The organism is Kitasatospora sp. NPDC127121 (genome assembly GCF_042677305.1).
Taxonomy (GTDB): domain Bacteria; phylum Actinomycetota; class Actinomycetes; order Streptomycetales; family Streptomycetaceae; genus Kitasatospora.
Genome location: NZ_JBHXTQ010000011.1, coordinates 1 through 18631 on the forward strand (window position 1 = coordinate 1; position 18631 = coordinate 18631).

Sequence of the window (18631 nt, forward strand, 5' to 3'; positions counted from 1 at the left end):
GGCCTAGGCTGCCACGGCTTTGGCGCGGTCGGCGGCGATGTGGACGGCGAGGCCGCCGAGGACCGTCCCCATCGCATAGCGCTGGAACCGCAGCCAGGCGGGACGGCGGTTGAGGAAGGACGCGATGCCGCCCGCGCTCACCGCGATCAGCCCGTTGACGGTGACCGCCACCACGATCTGGGTCAGCCCCAGCACCAGGCTCTGCACCGCGACGTGACCGCGCTCGGGCGCCACGAACTGGGGCAGCAGCGAGATGTACATGATGGCGATCTTGGGGTTGAGCAGGCAGGTCAGGAAGCCCATGGCGAACAGCCGGCGCGGCGGGTCCGGCGGCAGCTCCTGCGGGGCGAACACCGCCGTACCACCCGGCCGGACGGCCTTCCAGGCCAGCCACAGCAGGTAGCCGGCGCCGGCCAGCTTGATCGCGGTGTAGAGGGCGGGCACCACCGAGAACACGGCGGCCACGCCCGCCGTCACCGCGGCCAGGTAGACCAGGAAGCCGGCCGCGACCCCGATCAGCGACAGCAGCCCGGCGCGGCGGCCCTGGGCGATCGACCGGGAGACCAGGTAGATCATGTTGGGCCCCGGTGTCAGCACCATCCCGAGCGCCACGGCGGCGATCCCGAGCACGGCATGCCCGCCCACGGCGGACAGGGCGGATGCGGCGGGCAGGTCGAACGAGGCGGATGCGACGGGAGCGGCGGGGGTCAGTGCTTCCATGCGAGGAGGCTAGGCCCGGCGTCGATCTCAATGCAATGATGACTTTGCACTCGGTGCAATGCCGATGCGATGCCGTGCAATGCCATCACCTTGCGTGGAGGGGTCCCGCCGATGGACGACTACCGCCTGATCGCCGACGAGATCGCCGACGCCATCACCGGCGGGCGGCTGCGACCCGGCCAGCAACTGCCCACCCAGCGCGCCTTCGCCCGCAGCCGGGGCATCGCCAACTCCACGGCGGGGCGCGTCTACCGGGAACTGACCCGGCGCGGACTGACCACCGGGGAGGTCGGGCGCGGCACCTTCGTCCGGGCCGGACAGGGGGCCGGCGGCGGGGCAACCGGCGGGCAGGTGGCACTCGCCGAACCGGCCGGCGCGCCGGTGGACCTGGAACTCAACTATCCCGCCGTCCCCGAGCAGGCCGGACTGCTGGCCGCCGGACTGGCGCCGCTGCTCCGGGCGGACGCGCTGGGTGCCGCACTCGCGCCGGTGGGCGCGGCCGGGACGGGCGCGGCCCGGCAGGCGTTCGCGGCACTGCTGTCCGACGAACGCCGGACGGGCGGGGACCGGACGGGCGGGGACCCGTCGGCTGGGGATCGGACGGCCGGGGGTCGGACGGGCGGGTCCCGGGAGGTCACCCCGGAGATCGCCGGGGAGGAGCTGCTGTTCGCGGGCAACGGACGGCAGGCCATCGCCGCGGCACTGTCCGCGCTGGTGCCGCCCGGCCACCGGCTGGGGGTGGAGGCGCTGACCTATCCGGTGGTCAAGGCCGTCGCCCAGCGACTGGGCATCACGCTCGTGCCACTGGCCGTCGACGAGCACGGACTGCTGCCCGACGCCGTGGCCGCCGCCCACCGGGCCGCGCCGCTGCGCGCCGTCTACGTCCAGCCGAGGCTGCAGAACCCGCTCGGCGGGAGCCTGCCGTACGAGCGGACGGCCGCCCTCGCCGAGGAGCTGCGCCGCCTCGGCCTGCCGGCCGTCGAGGACGCGATCTGGTCCTTCCTCCGCCCGGAGCTGACCGCCCTCGCGAGCCTCGCACCGGAACGCACCGTCCTCGTCGACAGCCTCTCCAAGCGGCTCGCGCCCGGGCTGACCACCGGGTTCGCGGTCGTCCCCGCCGCGCTGCGCGAACGGATCGCGGGCGCACTGCGCTCGGGCGGCTGGACGCCCAGCGGGTTCGCCCTGGAGGCGGCCGTGCGCTGGATCGGGGACGGCACCGTGGCCGAGGTCGTGGCGGCCAAGCGCGCCGACGCCGTCGCGCGTCAGCTGCTGGCGCGCGAGGCGCTGGCGGGGCAGCGCGTCCGGGCCGACCCCTGCTCGTACTACCTGTGGTGGGAGCTGCCGGCGGCCTGGCGGGCGGAGACCTTCGTCGCGGTGGCGGCGCGGGCGAGCATCGCCGTCACACCCGCGGCGGCGTTCGCCGCCGACCCTCGGCGTTCCCCGTCCGCCGTCCGGGTCGCCCTGGCCTCGCCGCCGCTGCCCGTGCTGGCGCAAGCACTGGAGACGCTGGCGCGGATCGCGCGGGGGACGGCGGAGGAGTGGATGGAGTGACGGGCGGGCGGACGAACAACTGACAGATAACAGATAACAGCTGTTGAAATCTGTTATCTGTTATCTGTCAGTTGAAATCTGTCAGCTGTCAGTCGACGGCGCGCTCCGACCGCCTCGCACCGCCGTGTCCGCAGCCCCGCCGGCACCGACTGCGCGCAACCGGGAGGCGGCGGTGGCGGCGAGCTGGGGCGCGATCCGGGCGACGTCGCGCGAACCGACAGCCGCGATCAGGCTCGGCAGCAGCCAGCGGACCGGCTGCATGCCGCGCAGCCAGGCCTGCGCGTAGACGTGGGCGGACCGCCGGGCAATGCCGGCGGTGATCCGCTCCACCGCGGGCTCCAGCGGGTAGGTCTTGTTGGCCGGCCACGGCAGCCTGGTCCGCATCTGCTTGAGCACGGTGTCCTCGTCGGCGCCGCGCACCATGTCGGTGTCGGTCCAACTCAGGTATCCCACACCGACCTTGACCCCCTGGTGAGCGACCTCGGCGCGGAGCGAGTGGGCGAAGGCCTCCACCCCGGACTTGCTGGCGCAGTACGCGCTCATCAGCGGCGCGGGAGTGAGCGCGGCGAGCGAGGCGATCTGCAGCAGGTAGCCCCGGCTCTCGACGAGGGCGGGCAGGAAGGCCCTGGCCGTGGCGACGCTGCCGAGCAGGTTGACCTCGATCACCCGGCTGAACGCCCGGTGATCGCTGTCCGCCACCGGCCCGCCGATGGCGATGCCGGCGTTGGCGACCACGGTGTCGATCCGGCCGTAGTGCTCCTTGATCCGGCGGGCGGCGTCGCCGAGCGCGTCGAGGTCGGTGACGTCCACCTCCCAACTGGTCGCGGCCGCGCCGCACTGCGCCGCGACGGCCTTGAGCTCGTCCGGCTCCAGCCCCAGGAGGGCGACCTTGGCCCCGCGCCGGGCGAGCGTGCGAGCGAGCGAAGCCCCGACCCCGCGGGCGGCCCCGGTGACGACGACGACCTGTGCGGACAACGGCGGGATGGCGTTCATGCGGCGGCGGTCCTCTCGGAAACGGGCGCAGAGGCGGAGGAGGCAGAGGCGGAGGAGGCAGGAGCGGAGACGGAAGCGGGCGCGGCGGACAGGTACGCGGCGGCCAAGCGGTGGATCTCGGCCGCGACCTCCACCGGCCGCTCCAGCGGCGCCATGTGCCCAACCCCAGGAAGCAGCAACAGCCCCTGCGGGTCGGCGAGTTCGGCAACGATCCGGTGTGCTTGCACCGGCGGGGTCAGCCGGTCCGCGGTGCCGACCACGACGGCGGTCGGTACGGCGAGCCGGGCGAGCCCGGCGTGGACGTCCAGACGGTCGAGGACTCCCGCCCAGTTGGCGCGGACGGCGGTCGGGCAGGCGTGCACGATCCGGGCCGTCGCCTCCACCTGACCGGCGGACGAACCCGGGCCCATGGTCGCGTACTTGAGCGCGACACGGCTGACCGGCGAGACCGGTCCGAGCGGCAGCCGGGAGCGCAGCAGCTGGCGGTTCAGGAAGCGGCGCAGCCCCGGGGAGCGCACCGCCTCGGGCAGCACGGTGAGTTCGGCCACCAGCTCCCCCGGCCCGGTGGAGACCAGGACGGCGGCGGCGGTCCGGTCGGCGATCTCGGGGCGGCCGCCGGCGGCCATGATGGTCATCCCGCCCATGCTGTGCCCGGCGAGCACGGCCTTCTCCCCCGCCGGGACGGTCCGGGCGAGGACGGCGGAGAGGTCCTCGGCCAACGCCCTGGTGGAGTAGCGAACCCGGCTCGGCGGGATCTCGCTGTGCCCGTGGCCGCGCTGGTCGTACGCCACCACTCGGTAACGGTCGGCGAGTTGGCGGATCACCGGTGCCCAGAAGGCGGTTGAGCAGGTCCAGCCGTGGGCGAGCACGACGGTGGGCGCCCCGGGCTGGCCGTGCACCTCGGCGTGCAGCCGGATCCCGTCCGCCGATCGGATGCTCAACTCCTCGACAGGCGTCGGCGGGACGTACTCGGCGGGCAGCTCGGCGGCGCTCATGCGGACACCTCCTGCACGGCAGGGGCGGCGTCCTGGCCGGCGCGCATGATCAGTTCGTACTCGCCGAGGTCGACCTTGCGGGTGGCGCGGCGGAACGCGGTGGTGGAGCCGGGCCAGAGCACGGTGTTCTTGCCGTTCGGATCCAGGTACCAGCTGCGGCAGCCGCCGGTGGTCCAGACGGTGCGGTCCATCCGGTGCTGGAGTTCGAGGTTCCACTGCCGCTGGGCCCGGGCGGTGGGCTGCATCGCGGTGGCACCGATCGACCCGAGTGTGGTCAACGCGTCGATCAGGTAGTTAAGTTGGGACTCGATCATCAGGATCATCGAGCTGTTGCCGAGGCCGGTGTTGGGGCCGATCACGAAGAACAGGTTCGGGAAGCCGTGCACGGCCGAGCCGCGCAGCGCCTCCATTCCGTCCTTCCACTCCTCCGCCAGGCTGGTGCCGTTGGCGCCGAACACCCGGGCCCCGATGGGCATGTCGGTGACGTGGAAGCCGGTGCCGAAGACGATGGCGTCGACCTCGTGCTCACTGCCGTCGGCGGCGAGCAGGGTGGAGCCGCGCAGTTCGCGCAGGCCGGAGGCGACCACCTCGGTGTTGGCCGCGGCGAGCGCCGGGTAGTAGGTGTTGCTGAGCAGGATGCGCTTGCAGCCGATCCGGTAGTCCGGGGTGAGCTTGGCGCGCAGGGCCGGGTCGGGAACGCCCTGGGCGAGGTGGCGTTCGGCGAGTTGCTGGACCACCCGCAGCATTCCCGGGCGGCGCACGAAGGCGTCCACCTGGAGCTCCCGGAGGGCGAACAGGGTGCCGCGGCGGATCTTCCCGGTGACCGGTACGCGGTCGTGCAGCCACTTCTCCAGCTGGCTGATCTCGCGGTCCCGGCGCGGCAGGACCCAGGCGGGCGTGCGCTGGAAGACCGTCAACTTGCCGACCTTCGGCTGGATCGACGGGATGATCTGGGCGGCGGACGCTCCGGTGCCGACGATCGCGACCCGCTTGCCGGTCAGGTCGTAGTCGTGGTCCCAGCGGGAGGAGTGGAACACCTTGCCGGGGAAGGCGCCGAGCCCCGGCAGGTCGGGGATCTGCGGGTCGGCCAGCGGTCCGGCGGCGGAGACCACGGCGTCCGCGGTCCACTGGCCGGCCGAGGTGGTGATCCGCCAGCGGACCTGATCGACCTCCCAACGCGCCTCCAGAACTTCGGTGTTGAACCGAAGATGCGGACGGAGGCCGAAGACGGTGGCGACCTTCTCCAGGTAGGCGCGGATGTCCGGCTGGCCGGAGAAGCTGCGCGGCCACGCGGGGTTGGGCGCGAAGGAGAAGGAGTAGAGGTGCGAGGGCACGTCGCAGGCGCAGCCGGGGTAGCTGTTGTCGCGCCAGGTGCCGCCGACCGAGTCCGCGCGCTCCAGGACGACGAAGTCGGTGATCCCGGCGCGGCGCAGCCGGACCGCGGCGCCGAGACCGCCGAAGCCGGAACCGATCACCGCCACCCGCACGTGCGGGACGGCCTCGTCCGCCACGGGGGCACCGGACGTGCCGGAGCGGGGGCGCTTGCTGCTGGATGCCATGCGGCCTCCTCCTGAGGGTGGGGCGATGATCTTCGCGCTGCCGTACTTTGGCGCCCGCTCGTGCCGCGCCTCCTGGCACGGACCCTGGCGCGCCGACGGCGCCGTGCTCGTACTGTGCTCGACTGCTCTCGTGCCGCCCTGACGCTGTCCTGATGTTGCCCTGACGCGCCCGGGTGACGCCGCGGTATCGCTCTGGTGCTGCCCTGCATGATGCTCTGCGTACTGCCCTGCGTACTGCCTTGCCGTACTGCCGAGAGGGCTCCCCCGACGACTGGCATCGGAGCCTCGCCAATCGCGCCAGTAATCACTGGCATGATTGGCAGGGTAGCCCTTGCTGACACCGGATGGAAGAAGCGCGGCCACCCGGATTCCGGGAGCCTTCGGAGGTGGCGGACCTATGCTGATCGCCGTGGACAAGGTCAGAGCTGCTGCGGGTGACGGAAAACGCGAGTACCGAGTGGAGGAACTGGCCGAGGCGGCCGGCATCACCAGCCGGACGCTGCGCTTCTACCGCGAGCGCAAACTGCTCCAGCCGCCGCGCAAGGAGGGCCGGATCGCCTGGTACGGCGAGGAGCACCTGGCCCGGCTGCGGATGATCGGCGAACTGCTGGACCGCGGCCACACCCTGGGCGGCATCGCCGAACTGATCGGCGCCGGCGAGAGCGGGCGGGACGTCGCCGAGCTGATCGGGCTGGAGGCCGCGATCGTCGCCCCCTGGTCGGACGAGACCCCGGTGCGCCTGGACTGGGACGAACTCAAGACCGTCTTCAACGACCAGCTCACCGAGGAGAACACCGCCGAGTCGATCGCCCAGGGCTACATCACGATCGACGACGACGGGATCACCCACATCAGCCGCCGCCTGATGGACGCCACCACCGCACTCGTCGCCGAGGGCGTACCGCTCTCCGTGGTGCTGGACGCCAGCCGGCGCACCCAGGAGCACGTGGAAGCCATCGCCGAGATCTTCATCGACGTGGTCGGCGAGCACCTGCTCGGTGCCCTCGCCGCCGACGCCCCCCTGCCGCCCGGCGAGGCGGCCCGGCTCACCGAGCGCATCCTGCGGGTGCGGCCGCTGGCCCGTACGGTCATCGACGCGCAGTTCGCCCTCGCGATGGACCGGCGGGTGCCCGCCGAGTACGACGAACTGCTGCGCCAGCGACGGGAGAACGACACCGAGGCGTAACCCCTCCAACGAGAGGGCAGGGATTCCCGCGCCCTGACCGCCCGTTGGAGGAACCGCCGATGCCCAGACCGCTCAGTCGCCGCGCCGCGCTCGGCCTCGCCGCCGGGCTCGCCCCGGGCCTCGCACTCACCGCCTGCGGCCCGAACTCGCCAGCGCCGTCCGCCGGTTCGACCGGCGCGCCAGGCAGTTCCGGCGGATCCAGCGGGGCCGGCCCACGGACCGTCCGGCACGCTCGCGGCGAGAGCACCGTACCGGCCCGGGCCACCCGGGTGGTGGCGCTGGACACCGACGCGTTGGACTCGGTGGTCACTCTCGGGCTCACGCCGGTCGGCGCGACCACCGTCACCGAGGGCGCACCCTTCCCCGCCTACCTGCCCGCCGAACGGCTGGCCGCGACGAAGGCCGTCGGCGCCATCGGGCAGCCCAACCTGGAGGCGATCGCGGCGCTGCGGCCGGACCTCATCCTGAGCAACCAGGTGCGCGACGACAAGCGGTACGACGAACTGGCGAAGATCGCGCCGACCGTGCTGTCCAAGACCACCGGGCCCACCTGGAAGGAGAACGTCCGGCTGCACGCCGAGGCGATGGGCCGGCAGGCCGAAGCCGAAGCGGCCGACGCGGCGTACCGGACGAAGGCGCGGGACCTCGTCACCGCACTCGGCGGCCCGGCCAAGGCCGCCGCCACCCGGGTCGAGATGGCTCGTTTCCTCGCGGGCGCGCCGACCAGGCTGTACCTCAACGACACCTTCGTCGGCTCGCTGTTCAAGGACCTCGGGCTCGGCCGGCCCGCCAACCAGGACAAGCCCGGGTTCTCGGTCGAGATCAGCCCCGAGCAGGTGGACCAGGCGGCGGCCGACGTCATCTTCTACTCGGTCTACGGGGACGCGGCCAAGTCCGACCAGGGCAGGATCACCGATGGCGCACTGTGGAAGAACCTGGACGCCGTCCGCACCGGCCGGGTGTTCCGGGTCGACGACAACCTGTGGATGCTCGGGATCGGCTACACCGGGGCCGGCTTGATCCTGGACCAGATCCGGAAGGACCTCGCGACCTGAGCGCGCTCGGCAGCGCACGGACCGACGGCGGCGCACGAACCGATGGCGGCGGACACCCGACAGACGACGGCGAACAGATGACGGCCGACAGAAAACAGATAACAGATGTTGAAATCTGTTATCTGTCATCTGTTCGCCGCGGCCTCTCACGCCTCGCCCGCTGTCCACTCCTCCAACCCCGCCCCGCCCCCGCCCCCGCCGCCACTGGTCGATCGACCGATTACCCACCCCCCGGGCGCACCCCTACCGTCGAGGCTCACCCGCAGGTCGCTGTCGCCTGGTCGGGCCGGTGGCGGGAGGCGGGCGCCCGCACCGGCTCCATGTGGGGGCGTACCGATGTCCGTGGTCGTGAAGTTCCGTACAGCAGCGCAACTGACCGGCGGCCGGGTGCTGCTGTGGTCGCTGCTCGGTCGGCTGCCGAACGCGATGAGCCCGATCGGCACCCTGCTGCTGGTGAGCCGGAACACCGACAGCGCGTGGCGCGGCTCCCTGGTCGCCGGTGCGCTGGCGGTCGGCCAAGCGGTCGGCGGTCCGCTGGTGGGTCGGCTGGCGGACGGCCGAGGGCAGCGGACGGTCGGGCTGGTCGCCGCGCTGGTCAACGCGACGGCACTGGTGGTGCTGGTGGCCGCCTCGCAACGCGGGTCGGCCCTCGGCTGGCAGCTCGCGCCTGCCGCCGTGGTCGGCCTGTCCGTCCCGCTGGTCGGCCCGCTGTCGCGCAGCCGGTGGGTCCGATTGGCCGCTGGTGAAACGGAGTTGACCTCCGTCATGCTGTCGCTGGACGGGATCGTCGACGAGGTCGGTTTCACCGCCGGGCCCGCACTGGTCGGAGTCCTCGCCACCGTCTCCTCCCCCGCCGTCGGCCTGCTCGTGGCGGCCGTGCTGTCCGGCGTCTGCGCGACCCTGTTCGCGCTGCACCCGACGGCCTCCCCCGGCATCCCGAAGTCCCCGGCCCGCTCCGCCGAGCGGCTGCTCACCGTGCCCTACGTCCTGCTGCTGGCCGGGATGGCGCTGCTGGGCGCGTGTTTCGGCTCGGTGCAGGTCGGGGTGACCGCCACCACGGAGGCCCTGGGCCGGCCGGGCGCCGCCGGACTGCTGTACGGCTTCATCGGGTTCACCAGTTCCCTGGCCGGGATCGCCGCCGCGGGCCTGCCCGCCCGGTGGGAGTTGGCGTCCCGGCTGCGGGCGGGCACGGTGCTGCTGTTCGCCGCCGCCTGCGTCCTGCTCGTCTCCGCCGGGAGCCTGTGGAGCCTGACCGCCGCCGTGGGCCTCCTCGGGGTGGCGGTCGCACCGCAGATGATCACGATGTTCGGCCTGGTCGAGCGGACGGTGCCGGCCGTCCGGCTGGGCGAGGCGATGGCGGCGCTGGTCAGCGCGCTGATCCTGGCTCAGTCGGCCGGCACCTTCCTGGGCGGCTGGGCGACCACGCACTTCGCGGCCGCCGCGCCGTTCGCGATCACCGCGGCCGCGGCGGCGGCCGCCCTGCTGCTCGCCGCGTGCACCGCGACCGAACAGCGCTACCGCCGCCGTATTCCGACCGCTCCAACCGCTCCGACCGAAGGCCGGTCTGACGGTCGGCCTGGCAGTTCCGGCGCCCAACCTCGCATCGCCGCGCCCGTGCGCCGCGCCCCGCGCACATGACGGCGGGGGCGACGGTGGTCCGCACACCGTCGCCCCCGCCGTGCGGCCCTGCCGGCCGGCACCCACGATTCGGCAGGGCCCACTCAGGCGGTTGTCAGTTGACGTTGACCGCCGTCCAGGTGGCCGCGACCGCGTTGTACTCGGCGCTGCCGTTGCCGTACAGGTCCGCCGCCGCGCTGAGGGTGCCCGCTCGGGCGCCCGCGTAGTCGGTGGTGGAGGTGAAGTAGACGGTCAGCGCGCGGTACCAGATCTGCGCGGCCTTGTCCCGGCCGATGCCCGCGAGCGAGGAGCCGTCGGCCGTCGGGCTGTTGTAGTCGAACCCGTTGATGCTCTTCGCGCCGCTGCCCTCCGACAGCAGGTAGAAGAAGTGGTTCGCCACGCCCGACGAGTAGTGCACGTCGAGGTTGCCCACGTCGGCGGACCAGGAGTCGGCGGACTGGCCGTCCTTGCTGGGCTGGTCCATGTAGCGCAGCGGGGTGCCGTTGCCGTTCAGGTTGATCAGCTCGCCGATCCAGTAGTTCGGCGGGTTGGAGGGCAGGTTGGCGTACCACTCGACCATCGTGCCCATGATGTCGGAGGTGGCCTCGTTGAGGCCGCCGGACTCACCCGCGTAGTTGAGGTTCGCCGTGGCTGCGGTGACGCCGTGGCTCATCTCGTGGCCGGCCACGTCGATCTCGGTGAGCGGGGCGGCGTCGCCGTTGCCGTCGCCGTAGGACATGCAGAAGCAGCTGTCGTCCCAGAAGGCGTTGACGTAGTTGGAGCCGTAGTGGACGCGGCTCGCGGCGCCGACACCGTCGTTGCGGATGCCGTTGCGGCCGAAGGTGTTCTTGTAGAAGTCCCACGTGGTGGCCGCGCCGAACTGGGCGTCCACGGCGGCGGATTCGCGGTTACTGGCAGTGCCGTCGCCGAAGTTGTTGGAGGTGTTGGCGAACAGCGAGCCGTTGCCGGCGGTTCCGTTGCTCATGTCGGTGGTGGACTGGCCGCCGCGGCTGTCGTCCTTCAGCGAGTAGCTGGAGCCGCTCTGCGCGGTGGTGAGCGGCACCTGGCCGACGAAGACGCCCTTGCCGGTGCCGGCGGCGGTCTGGATCTTCTCGTGGGTGGACAGCACCTTGCCGGTGGCGGCGTCGGTGACGAGCACCTGGTTGCTCGGGGTGCCGTCGGCGCGCACGCCCTCGACGGTGGTCCGGTAGGCCAGGCGCGGGTTGCCGTCGGTCGCCCAGACGACCAGTTCGGCCTTGCCGGTCTGGTGCACGTCGGCCAGCGGGGACTCGTCGGCGTCGAGGGTGACCCCGACGGTGGCCTTGACCGCGCCGGTGGCCTGCGTGGCGGCCTGGTCGGCCGGGATCTGCGGGGTCAGGCTCGGCAGCGCGAGCTTGGCGGAGACCGCCTTGTCGACCGACTTGACCGAGCCGTTGGCCTTCTGGTGGACGACCAGGTCGCCGCCGAGCACCGGCAGGCCGGCGTAGGTGCGCTCGAAGCGCAGGTGCCGGGTGCCGTCCTTGTCCACCACGGCGTCCTTGGCGACGAGCCGCTCCTTCTCGCCGAGGGCGAGGGCCTTGGCGAGCGGGCCGGACTGGCCGCCGGCCAGCGCGAGCACGGCCGCGTGCTGGTGGTCGGCCTGGGTCTGGAGGCCGGCGACGGGGCTGGCCTGGGCGGCGGTGCTCACCTGGATCACACCGGTCAGCAGGGCGGTGGCCGACAGTACGGCGACAGCTGCGAGCTTTCGCTTCACGTGCGAGTCCTTCCGGGAAACCGCGTGTGGACGCGGTCGCGCCGCGTTCCGGGGGCCGGGGTCGGCACCTGTGGGGCGGAATGGGCGCTGACGTGCTGAAACCCCGGGCGGTCGAGCGGCGAGCCACCAAGGGGTGGGGGTGGGGGCTACCGCCGGGGCTGTCCAAAAGCATGACAATCCAGCAGGTGAATTGACAGGTCTACTTCAGCGATTGGCCAGGTCCCGCCAGCTCGCCGGGGCTCTCAAGCGGTGGGCAAAACGGGGCAATTCACCGCGCCTTGCAGTGGGTTCCCACCCGAACCACGGCCGACCGCCTGCGCCGATGTCCGATCGACCGTCGAACGTCGATTCGGCGCGCGGAGCCGGGCGGGCCGGAATCGACTTTTACATCCCTGTAGAACTTCCCATACGGAATCTTGACATCCGCTTGGCGAGGTCCCGCCACCTGCCACCCTTGCCCGCCGCCGAGCCATCTGCTAGCGCCACCGAACCTCGTGTTCGCCCGACTCCTCAGCGCAGTCGGTGAGTTGAGCGCGACACCCTGGGGCGCACCGGAGCCGACAAGGCCCCGTGTCCCACAACTGCCCCTCCTCCACAGACAACTGCGATGGCGCCCGGCTCCCGCGGCGCCCCGCTCGCCCGCCCCGACTCCCGGGCGACCTGCCCGTACGGACACCCGGGCCGGGTCGGCACACGCGCTCAACCGCCGCCGGCGCCAGGCCCGTCCGGTCGCAGAAGCGGCAGTGGCAGCGTCGGGGTCGGGGTTGGGAGGGCGCAGGGGTGCCACTCCTCGCCCGGACCGGTCAGCGAGGCCTCCCCGGGAGCACGTCCGGCGCGTACTCCCGGACCGCCGCGAGCAGTTGGCGGATCGACGGGTTCACCATCGGTCGCCCGGCCACGGTGACGGTCGGCACGGTCTCGTTGCCGTCCGCGACCGAGCGGACGAAGGCGGCGGCGTCCGGGTCCTTCCAGATGTTCACCATGGTGAACCGCCTGCTGTAGCGCAGGCGCGTGAAGAGCAGCGCCAGGCGCAGGTTCATGCAGAACGTGCACAGTGGACGCCAGTAGAGGACCACGCCGTCGTCGGCTCCGTCGGTCGCTGTCACTGGAACCGCCATTCCTGGGCCGTGTTGCCAGGGGTGCAGGTCACCATGGTGACCGCGTTCCCCGGGCCGTTGTCGGTCATGCAGCTGTGGTTCTGGTAGTCGGCCAGCGTGTAGGAGCCCTGGGCGGACCCGCTGCGCACCGTCCAGTTGGTCAGGAAGCTGAAGCCCCCACTCAGGGTGACCTTGCCGTCCATGGTCTGGACGAGCAGCGGCCCGCCGCTGTTGCAGGCGTTGAAACTGATCCAGGAGCCGGGGTTGGTCGCCCGCACCCAGCCGTACTGGGACGCGCCGCCGACCACGATCGGGTTGTCGCCGCTCAGTTCGTCGCGGGCCATCCCGATCGGGCGGCCGTCCTTCACGTTGACGATGGTGGTCCAGGAGGTGCCGCCGCACGACGGCGGCCGGGTGGGGGTCTGCGGGGCCGGCGGGTTGCCGCCGCCGGAGGGAGAACCGCCGCCTGACGGGGAGCCGCCCCCGGCGGGGGAGCCACCGGCCGCGTTCTGGGCCGGGGGCTGCGGGTTGGGATTGGGGTTGGCGGGCTGATTTGCCGCGCCGCCCCCGCCCCCGCCGCCGGACTGGTTGGACTGACCGCCCGAAGCCCCGCCGGCGGAACCGCCCGAGACACCTCCCGCAGAACCGCCGGCGGAACCGCCTGAGGCACCGCCGCCACCAGCCGCGTTGCCGCCGCCTGCCGCGCCCGCGCCGGTGCCCCGGCTCGCCGCGCCTCCGTTGCCGCCCGGCGCGGGGGCCTGGACGGGCGCGCCCGGCTGGTTCTGGGTGCTCGGCTGCTGGTCGGCGGCCGGGGCCGCGACCGGGGTGTCGGAAGGTGTCGGCGTGGCGGGCGGCGTCGTGGCCGGGGCCGCCGGGGTGCCCGTGCCCGGGGTCACCGGGGCCGTCACGACGACGGTCGGCTGGGCGGCGGGCGGCTCGGCCGCGTCCGACCGGCCGGGGCCGCGGTCCACCAGCAGAACGGTCGCCGTGCCCATCGAGATGACCACGGGGACGATCACCGGCACCAGCAGTGCGCGACGTGACCGGCGCTTGCCCGGCTCGGTCACCGGCTGCGGCCCCACCTTCGCGACCTCGTCCGGCACGGGGCCGTCACCCGACGCCGGGCGCTCGCCCGACGCGGGCTGGTCGGCGCCGTCCGCGACCGGCACCACGGCACCGGCCTTCGCCCCGCCGGCACCCCCGGGCGCTCCGCCCCTGGCCTCTTCACCCGCAGCCGCTCCCCCGGCCGCCGCAGCTCTGAGGTCGACCGTCCCGGTGTCGGCCGGGGCGCCGACCGCACCCGCCGCAGCGCCCGCGTCCTTCGCGCCGATCGCCGCCCGGGCCGCGGCCGCCATCTCGGCGGCGTCGGCGAACCGGTCCTCTGGCTTCTTCTCCAGCGCCTTCGCGACCAGCTCTCGAACCGCCGCCGGGAAGGCCCCCGGCAGCTCCGGCGCCGGCTGGCGGACGTGCTTGAGCGCGACCTCCAACACGCTCTCGCCGACGAACGGCGGCTTCCCGGTGAGAAGTTCGAAGCAGACCACGCCGATCGAGTAGAGGTCGGAGGCTGGCCCGGTGCCCGTCCCCTCGGCCTGCTCGGGGGCCATGTAGAGGGCGGTGCCGACGATCGCGTGCGAGGCGGTGATCTTGGTGCTGGCGATCGCCCGGGCGATGCCGAAGTCGGTGATGGTCACCCGGCCGTCCGTACGCACCATCAGGTTGGACGGCTTGAGGTCCCGGTGCACGATCTCCCGGCGGTGGGCGGCGTGCAGGCCGTCCAGCGCGGCGGCGACCAGACCGAGGGCGCGCTCGGGAGGCATCGGGCCCTCCTCGGCGAGCACCCGGTCCAACGGCCGGCCGTCGACCAGTTCCATGACGATGTAGGCGCAGCGGTCCCCGGCACCACCGCCTTCGCTGCCCTCCCGGCCCTCGGCACCGCCGCCGCTCTCACCGTAGTCGTGGACGTCCACGACGGCCGGGTGGTCGATCGCGGCGACCAGTTGGGCCTCCCGGCGGAAGCGCTGGATGAAGGTGTCGTCCTCGAACAGCGCCGAGTGCAGGATCTTGACGGCCACCGGCCGCGCCAGCACCGTGTCGTCGGCCCGCCAGACCGTACCCATCCCCCCGCCGCCGATCCGCTCGACCAGCGTGTACCGCCCGCCGAGCACGGCGCCCGGACCCCTCATACTCCCGCCCCCATGTGTGTCATGACCCTCCCCAGCGGGCCGTTCGGCCCCCAGTGTGCCAGAGGGGGTCGAACGGTCAGCAGGCACTGTCCGGCCAGGGGTTGAGGGCCCCACCGTCAGCTGTCCCGGCCCTGCCGGGCGTGCTCGACCACCTCCAGGACGGCGGCGGCGACGGCCTGCGGGTGGTCGGCGTGGACGTGGTGGCCGGCGCCGCGCACGACGATGTGCGACCCCTTGGCGGCGCCGGCGACGACGTGTGACTGGAGGACGGTCCAGCGGGCGCGCATCGCCCCCGGCAGGCCGTCGGTCGCGCTCAGCACGGTCACCGGCACGTCGGGCAGCCGCGCGGCCGCGCGCCGCCGCCGGAGCTCGGAGACCGCGAGGACCGTCAGCCGGTTCTCGTCGAGGACGGTCAGCCGCTGGTGACGGTGTGCCTCGACGGCCGCCTCGGCCCTCGCGACAGCTCCCCCGGCACGGCGTGCGGCGGGCGTCAAGGCCGCCCGGAGTAGCCCCACCCGCAACAGGACGGCCTCGGCGGCGCGGATGGCCGGTGGCTGGAACTCCTCGTGCGCCGGGTCCACCAGGACCAGGCCGGCCACCAGCTCCGGGCGCCGCCAGGCGAGGAGTTGGGCCAGCTGGCCGCCCCAGCTGTGCCCGACCAGGACGGCCGGGCCGGCGCCGAGGTGCTCCACCAGGGCCGCCAGGTCCCCGGTCGGGGACTCCAGCGACGGGCCGGAGACGCGATCGGGGTCACTGGCACCGAGCCCGGCCCGGTCGTACGCCACGACCCGGCTGTGCGCGGCCAGTTCGGGCAACACCGGCGCCCAGGTCAGCGACGAGGTGCCGCAGCCCGCGAGCAGGACCACCGGCGGACCGCCGCGCCCCGCCTCCACCCAGCGCAATGCCCGCCCGCCACGGTCGAGTTCGCCCTGCCGGACCCCGCCGGGGACGCGCTCGGCCAGCGCCTGCCCGATGGCGACCTGCACGTCCCGCATGGCCCGCGTGTCCTGCGTGTCCTGCGTGTCCTGCGTGCCCCACGGTTCCTGCGCGTTCTGCTTGTTCTCTGTCTTCTGCACGTTCGGCTCCCCCCTGGATCCGTCCGCCCGGTCCCGGCCTGTGGTGCCGGGTGACGCGGGTTCGTTACTCACCACTGCCACGAGTCCCGGGCGCCTCCCCGACGCCCGGCGGCCTAGCCGACGGCCGGGCCCGGACTCGCTGTCAGGCACCAGACCCTGACCGCCCGGCTCCACGCCGACCCGAACACCTCGCGTCCGTTGCGCGACTGGAGGACGAAGAGGAGGTGCTGTGGCGCAAGGCCGTCACCGGCCCGCGCCTGCACGGACCAGGCCGGGGCGGACCGGGCCACGCCGCGCCCGCCGCCCCGGCCCTCCGGTGGCTCAGGCCGACAGGGTCCGCTTGAACAGGTCGAGCACCGCCTCCCAGTGGCGCGCGTCGGCGACGGCGTCGTAGCGGGTGGTGTCGGCCTGGGTGTAGCCGTGCGCGGCGCCCGGGTAGACCTCCTCCCGGTGGCGGACACCGGCGGCGGTGAAGGCCTCGGCGAGCCGTTCGATCTGCTCGGCGGGCATGGACGGATCCTCGTCGGCGTGGCCGAAGTACACCTCGGCGGTGATCCGGGAGGCGCCCAGGTGCGGGCTGTCCGGCGCATCGGTGGCGAGGTTGCCGCCGTGGAACCCGGCGATGGCGGCGATCCGGTCGGGGTGGCTGGCGGCCGTCCACAGGGCGAGCAACGCACCGCGGCAGTAGCCGGTGAGGCCGACCGGGCCGTCCGAGACGAGCGGGGAGTCGGCGAGCCAACGCAGATAGGCGTCCGCGTCGCGGGCGGTCACCTCGGGGGTGAGGCTGAGGAGCAGCGGGCCGATCTGTTGGAAGATCGTCGGGTCCTTCTCCAGGTCGATCAGCGGCGGCAGTTCGACGACCGGCGCGCGGCCGTTCCGGTAGTAGGCGTTGGGGACCAGCACGGCGTACCCGGCCTGGGCGAGCCGGTCGGCCATGTCCTTCAGCTGGGGTCGGAGCCCGAAGGCGTCCATGTAGAGGATGACTCCGGGGTGGGCCCGCCCGTCGTCGGGATGGGCGAGGTAGGCGTCGGCGGTGCCGTCCGCCGTCGGGATGTCCACGGTGGTTCCGCGCACGGTCATGGTGAGGGGTCTCCTTCGGTTCGCGCGGCAGGTAGCCGGTGGACGCCGCCGCCGGCGCGGCGCCCGCGGGGAACGCGGGTGCGACCGCCCGGCGTTGGGCGTACATGGGTGTGATCGTAGATGTGGCGTGCGTGGCGGCGGCGGTGATCGGGCTGGTGCTCCTGATCACGTGGCAGATCCGGGGCGAGTCGTCGGGGCGTTGGCGGCGGGGCGGCGGGAGCACCGGGGTGGGCCTGGGCGGTGGGCTGGAGGAGTTGCAGGCGCTGTTCAGCCCGGGCAAGCGGGTGCAGGTCGAACAGCGGCGGGAACAGCTGACGCTGCGGGACGACGCCCAGGTCGGAGCGCCGCCGCAGTTCGGCGTGGACCTGGACCGGGGCGTGGCGGTGCTGCACGGCAAGGGCGGGACGGGCGGCGAGACCGAACGGGGTCGGACAGGCGCTCAGGCCCCCCAGCCACGGGAGCAGAGCACCAGCCGGTAGCCGTCCGGGTCGGATATCGTCACGCCGAACTCCTCCCAGTAGGGGTTGTGGGCCCGGACCGGGGTGCCGCCGGCGGCCTCCAGCCGGGCGACCAGGGCGTCGTCCACCGGCGCACCGAGGTAGACGACGAACAGGTCGTCGACCGTCGGGGTGGGCTCCAGCGGGTTCTCCGGGTCGTGGGTGAGTTCGAAATGCCAGGCTCCGCCGGGCGGACCGACCATCAGCAGGTCGTGCTCACCGGACACCCGCTCGGTGGTGCGCCACAGCACGTCGAGGCCGAGGCCGCCGACGTAGAAGCGCTCGGCCGCCGCGAGGTCGCGCGAGGGCCGGGCGATACGGACCCGCGTCGTCGAATCGATCATGGCCGCGACCCTAGCCAATACCACTGACAACGAACCGCCCCCGACGATCCCCTCAACGATCCCCCAACTCCCCCCGACGATCCCCCCGACGGCGATCCTCGGACGGACTCCTCAGAACCGGCGCAGCCGTTCCTCGTCGCTGGTGCGCGGGCAGGTCAGGCAGGCGGCGGCCTCGGGCTTGACGGCGTAGTAGAGGCAGCAGCCGAGCCGGGTACGGGTGTGGTGGCCGCGCCCGTCGGGGGTGTGCAGACGGCGGAAGTCGGCGGCGCCGGGCAGCGGGAGGGTGCCACCGGGCAGCACCGCCTCGGCGGCGACGACCGCGGCGTCCTCCTCGCCGAGCATCCGGCCGAGGTACCAGACGGCGGAGGCGAGGTCGTCCGTCACCATGCCCCAGAGCGCGCGGTCGCGGCGCCGGCTGGGGGCGGCGAAGGCGGCGAGCACCGGCTCGACGTGGGCGACCACGGCGGCCCGCAGTTCGGCGCGGAGTTCGTCGTCGCCGGGGAGGGTGACGTGGCCGCGCGGGCGCAGCGCGAGGTCCCCGGTGGGGGCGTGCAGCCAGAGGTCGGCGGGGTCGACGAGGGGGACTTTCCGGGCGAGGTGCCAGGGGCCCGCGATGAGCAGGCACGCGGACCAGACGTAGTGGTGCAGCAGTCTGGAGGCGGTGACGTGCGGGCGGGGGGCCCGGCCGTGTTCGGCGGCGATGCGCTCCTCCTCGCCGGCCAGGGCGGCGGCCAGGGCCCGTTCGTCGGCGGCGAGTTCGGCCCCCGAGTACCAGCCGTCGGCGGCTCGGGGGTCGGGTTCGTCGGCGTCGAGCAGGCGCAGTTCCAGCACCGGGCAGAACTCGCGCAGGCGCCGGTAGTCGCCGGGCAGGGTGGACGTCGGTGCGACGGGCAGGGGTGTTCCGGGGATCATCGGCGCTCCGTGG

The 18631-nt window shown here is 73.4% G+C and carries 16 protein-coding genes; 5 read left to right on the top strand and 11 right to left on the bottom strand.

Going from position 1 to position 18631, the window contains the following annotated elements:
• Positions 1-3: 3 nt before the first annotated feature.
• Positions 4-600: a LysE family translocator gene (locus ACFVHI_RS08645; RefSeq protein WP_063351529.1), complete on the bottom strand. Its 597-nt coding sequence runs from the start codon at positions 598-600 to the stop codon at positions 4-6.
• A gap of 231 nt (positions 601-831) precedes the next feature.
• On the opposite strand from ACFVHI_RS08645, the gene ACFVHI_RS08650 reads away from it, so the two are divergent.
• Positions 832-2271, top strand: coding sequence for a PLP-dependent aminotransferase family protein (locus tag ACFVHI_RS08650; protein WP_380336992.1), 1440 nt, complete (start codon positions 832-834; stop codon positions 2269-2271).
• Between the two features lie 81 nt (positions 2272-2352).
• Here ACFVHI_RS08650 and ACFVHI_RS08655 read toward each other — a convergent pair whose 3' ends face one another.
• The 3 genes from ACFVHI_RS08655 to ACFVHI_RS08665 are packed head-to-tail and all read right to left on the bottom strand — an operon-like array spanning position 2353 to position 5818.
• The gene (locus ACFVHI_RS08655; RefSeq protein ID WP_380336995.1) at positions 2353-3264 is read right to left on the bottom strand and encodes an SDR family oxidoreductase; all 912 of its coding nucleotides are present in this window, start codon (positions 3262-3264) and stop codon (positions 2353-2355) included.
• Positions 3261-4259, bottom strand: a complete 999-nt coding sequence (locus ACFVHI_RS08660) for an alpha/beta fold hydrolase (protein WP_380336998.1) — start codon at positions 4257-4259, stop codon at positions 3261-3263. Before ACFVHI_RS08660 ends, ACFVHI_RS08655 begins: the two co-directional genes overlap by 4 nt.
• Entirely contained in the window at positions 4256-5818 is a 1563-nt protein-coding gene (locus ACFVHI_RS08665) for a flavin-containing monooxygenase (protein ID WP_380337001.1), read from the bottom strand. The genes ACFVHI_RS08660 and ACFVHI_RS08665 overlap by 4 nt, the downstream gene beginning before the upstream one ends.
• A 397-nt stretch (positions 5819-6215) precedes the next feature.
• Here ACFVHI_RS08665 and ACFVHI_RS08670 point away from each other — a divergent pair, with 397 nt between their 5' ends.
• The 3 genes from ACFVHI_RS08670 (at position 6216) to ACFVHI_RS08680 (ending at position 9697) form a co-directional block, all read left to right on the top strand.
• Positions 6216-7004: a MerR family transcriptional regulator gene (locus ACFVHI_RS08670; protein ID WP_063349958.1), complete on the top strand. Its 789-nt coding sequence runs from the start codon at positions 6216-6218 to the stop codon at positions 7002-7004.
• Positions 7005-7063: 59 nt separating this feature from the next.
• On the top strand, positions 7064-8059 hold the full coding sequence (locus ACFVHI_RS08675; protein WP_380337004.1) for an ABC transporter substrate-binding protein: 996 nt from the start codon (positions 7064-7066) through the stop codon (positions 8057-8059).
• Positions 8060-8395: 336 nt separating this feature from the next.
• The gene (locus tag ACFVHI_RS08680) at positions 8396-9697 is read left to right on the top strand and encodes an MFS transporter (protein ID WP_380337007.1); all 1302 of its coding nucleotides are present in this window, start codon (positions 8396-8398) and stop codon (positions 9695-9697) included.
• A 94-nt stretch (positions 9698-9791) separates the two neighbouring features.
• Here the strand turns inward: ACFVHI_RS08680 and ACFVHI_RS08685 are convergent, their stop codons facing one another.
• From ACFVHI_RS08685 to ACFVHI_RS08705, 5 genes are all read right to left on the bottom strand, one after another.
• Positions 9792-11429, bottom strand: coding sequence for a M4 family metallopeptidase (locus ACFVHI_RS08685; protein ID WP_380337010.1), 1638 nt, complete (start codon positions 11427-11429; stop codon positions 9792-9794).
• Positions 11430-12232: 803 nt separating this feature from the next.
• Positions 12233-12535, bottom strand: coding sequence for a glutaredoxin domain-containing protein (locus ACFVHI_RS08690; protein WP_279634944.1), 303 nt, complete (start codon positions 12533-12535; stop codon positions 12233-12235).
• Positions 12532-14709, bottom strand: coding sequence for a serine/threonine-protein kinase (locus tag ACFVHI_RS08695; protein WP_380337013.1), 2178 nt, complete (start codon positions 14707-14709; stop codon positions 12532-12534). The genes ACFVHI_RS08690 and ACFVHI_RS08695 overlap by 4 nt, the downstream gene beginning before the upstream one ends.
• Before the next feature lie 116 nt (positions 14710-14825).
• Positions 14826-15785, bottom strand: a complete 960-nt coding sequence (locus tag ACFVHI_RS08700) for an alpha/beta fold hydrolase (protein WP_380337016.1) — start codon at positions 15783-15785, stop codon at positions 14826-14828.
• 321 nt (positions 15786-16106) lie between these two features.
• Positions 16107-16865 carry a dienelactone hydrolase family protein gene (locus tag ACFVHI_RS08705; RefSeq protein ID WP_380337019.1) on the bottom strand — a complete coding sequence of 253 codons (759 nt, stop codon included), beginning with the start codon at positions 16863-16865 and terminating at the stop codon, positions 16107-16109.
• A 104-nt stretch (positions 16866-16969) separates the two neighbouring features.
• Here ACFVHI_RS08705 and ACFVHI_RS08710 point away from each other — a divergent pair, with 104 nt between their 5' ends.
• Entirely contained in the window at positions 16970-17344 is a 375-nt protein-coding gene (locus tag ACFVHI_RS08710; RefSeq protein ID WP_380337022.1) for a DUF6191 domain-containing protein, read from the top strand.
• Here the strand turns inward: ACFVHI_RS08710 and ACFVHI_RS08715 are convergent.
• Complete coding sequence (locus ACFVHI_RS08715) at positions 17305-17706, bottom strand: VOC family protein (protein ID WP_363579370.1); 402 nt, start codon at positions 17704-17706, stop codon at positions 17305-17307. The genes ACFVHI_RS08710 and ACFVHI_RS08715 overlap by 40 nt on opposite strands.
• A gap of 111 nt (positions 17707-17817) precedes the next feature.
• Positions 17818-18618: a (2Fe-2S)-binding protein gene (locus ACFVHI_RS08720; protein WP_380337026.1), complete on the bottom strand. Its 801-nt coding sequence runs from the start codon at positions 18616-18618 to the stop codon at positions 17818-17820.
• Between the last annotated feature and the right edge of the window lie 13 nt (positions 18619-18631).

What these genes read in the sequence shown, in the direction of transcription:
- ACFVHI_RS08645 (WP_063351529.1), bottom strand. Translation starts at nt 600, where the DNA reads ATGGTGCTGACACCGGGGCCCAACATGATCTACCTGGTCTCCCGGTCG.
- ACFVHI_RS08650 (WP_380336992.1), top strand. Translation starts at nt 832, where the DNA reads ATGGACGACTACCGCCTGATCGCCGACGAGATCGCCGACGCCATCACC.
- ACFVHI_RS08655 (WP_380336995.1), bottom strand. Translation starts at nt 3,264, where the DNA reads ATGAACGCCATCCCGCCGTTGTCCGCACAGGTCGTCGTCGTCACCGGG.
- ACFVHI_RS08660 (WP_380336998.1), bottom strand. Translation starts at nt 4,259, where the DNA reads ATGAGCGCCGCCGAGCTGCCCGCCGAGTACGTCCCGCCGACGCCTGTC.
- ACFVHI_RS08665 (WP_380337001.1), bottom strand. Translation starts at nt 5,818, where the DNA reads ATGGCATCCAGCAGCAAGCGCCCCCGCTCCGGCACGTCCGGTGCCCCC.
- ACFVHI_RS08670 (WP_063349958.1), top strand. Translation starts at nt 6,216, where the DNA reads ATGCTGATCGCCGTGGACAAGGTCAGAGCTGCTGCGGGTGACGGAAAA.
- ACFVHI_RS08675 (WP_380337004.1), top strand. Translation starts at nt 7,064, where the DNA reads ATGCCCAGACCGCTCAGTCGCCGCGCCGCGCTCGGCCTCGCCGCCGGG.
- ACFVHI_RS08680 (WP_380337007.1), top strand. Translation starts at nt 8,396, where the DNA reads ATGTCCGTGGTCGTGAAGTTCCGTACAGCAGCGCAACTGACCGGCGGC.
- ACFVHI_RS08695 (WP_380337013.1), bottom strand. Translation starts at nt 14,709, where the DNA reads ATGAGGGGTCCGGGCGCCGTGCTCGGCGGGCGGTACACGCTGGTCGAG.
- ACFVHI_RS08705 (WP_380337019.1), bottom strand. Translation starts at nt 16,865, where the DNA reads ATGACCGTGCGCGGAACCACCGTGGACATCCCGACGGCGGACGGCACC.
- ACFVHI_RS08710 (WP_380337022.1), top strand. Translation starts at nt 16,970, where the DNA reads ATGGGTGTGATCGTAGATGTGGCGTGCGTGGCGGCGGCGGTGATCGGG.
- ACFVHI_RS08715 (WP_363579370.1), bottom strand. Translation starts at nt 17,706, where the DNA reads ATGATCGATTCGACGACGCGGGTCCGTATCGCCCGGCCCTCGCGCGAC.
- ACFVHI_RS08720 (WP_380337026.1), bottom strand. Translation starts at nt 18,618, where the DNA reads ATGATCCCCGGAACACCCCTGCCCGTCGCACCGACGTCCACCCTGCCC.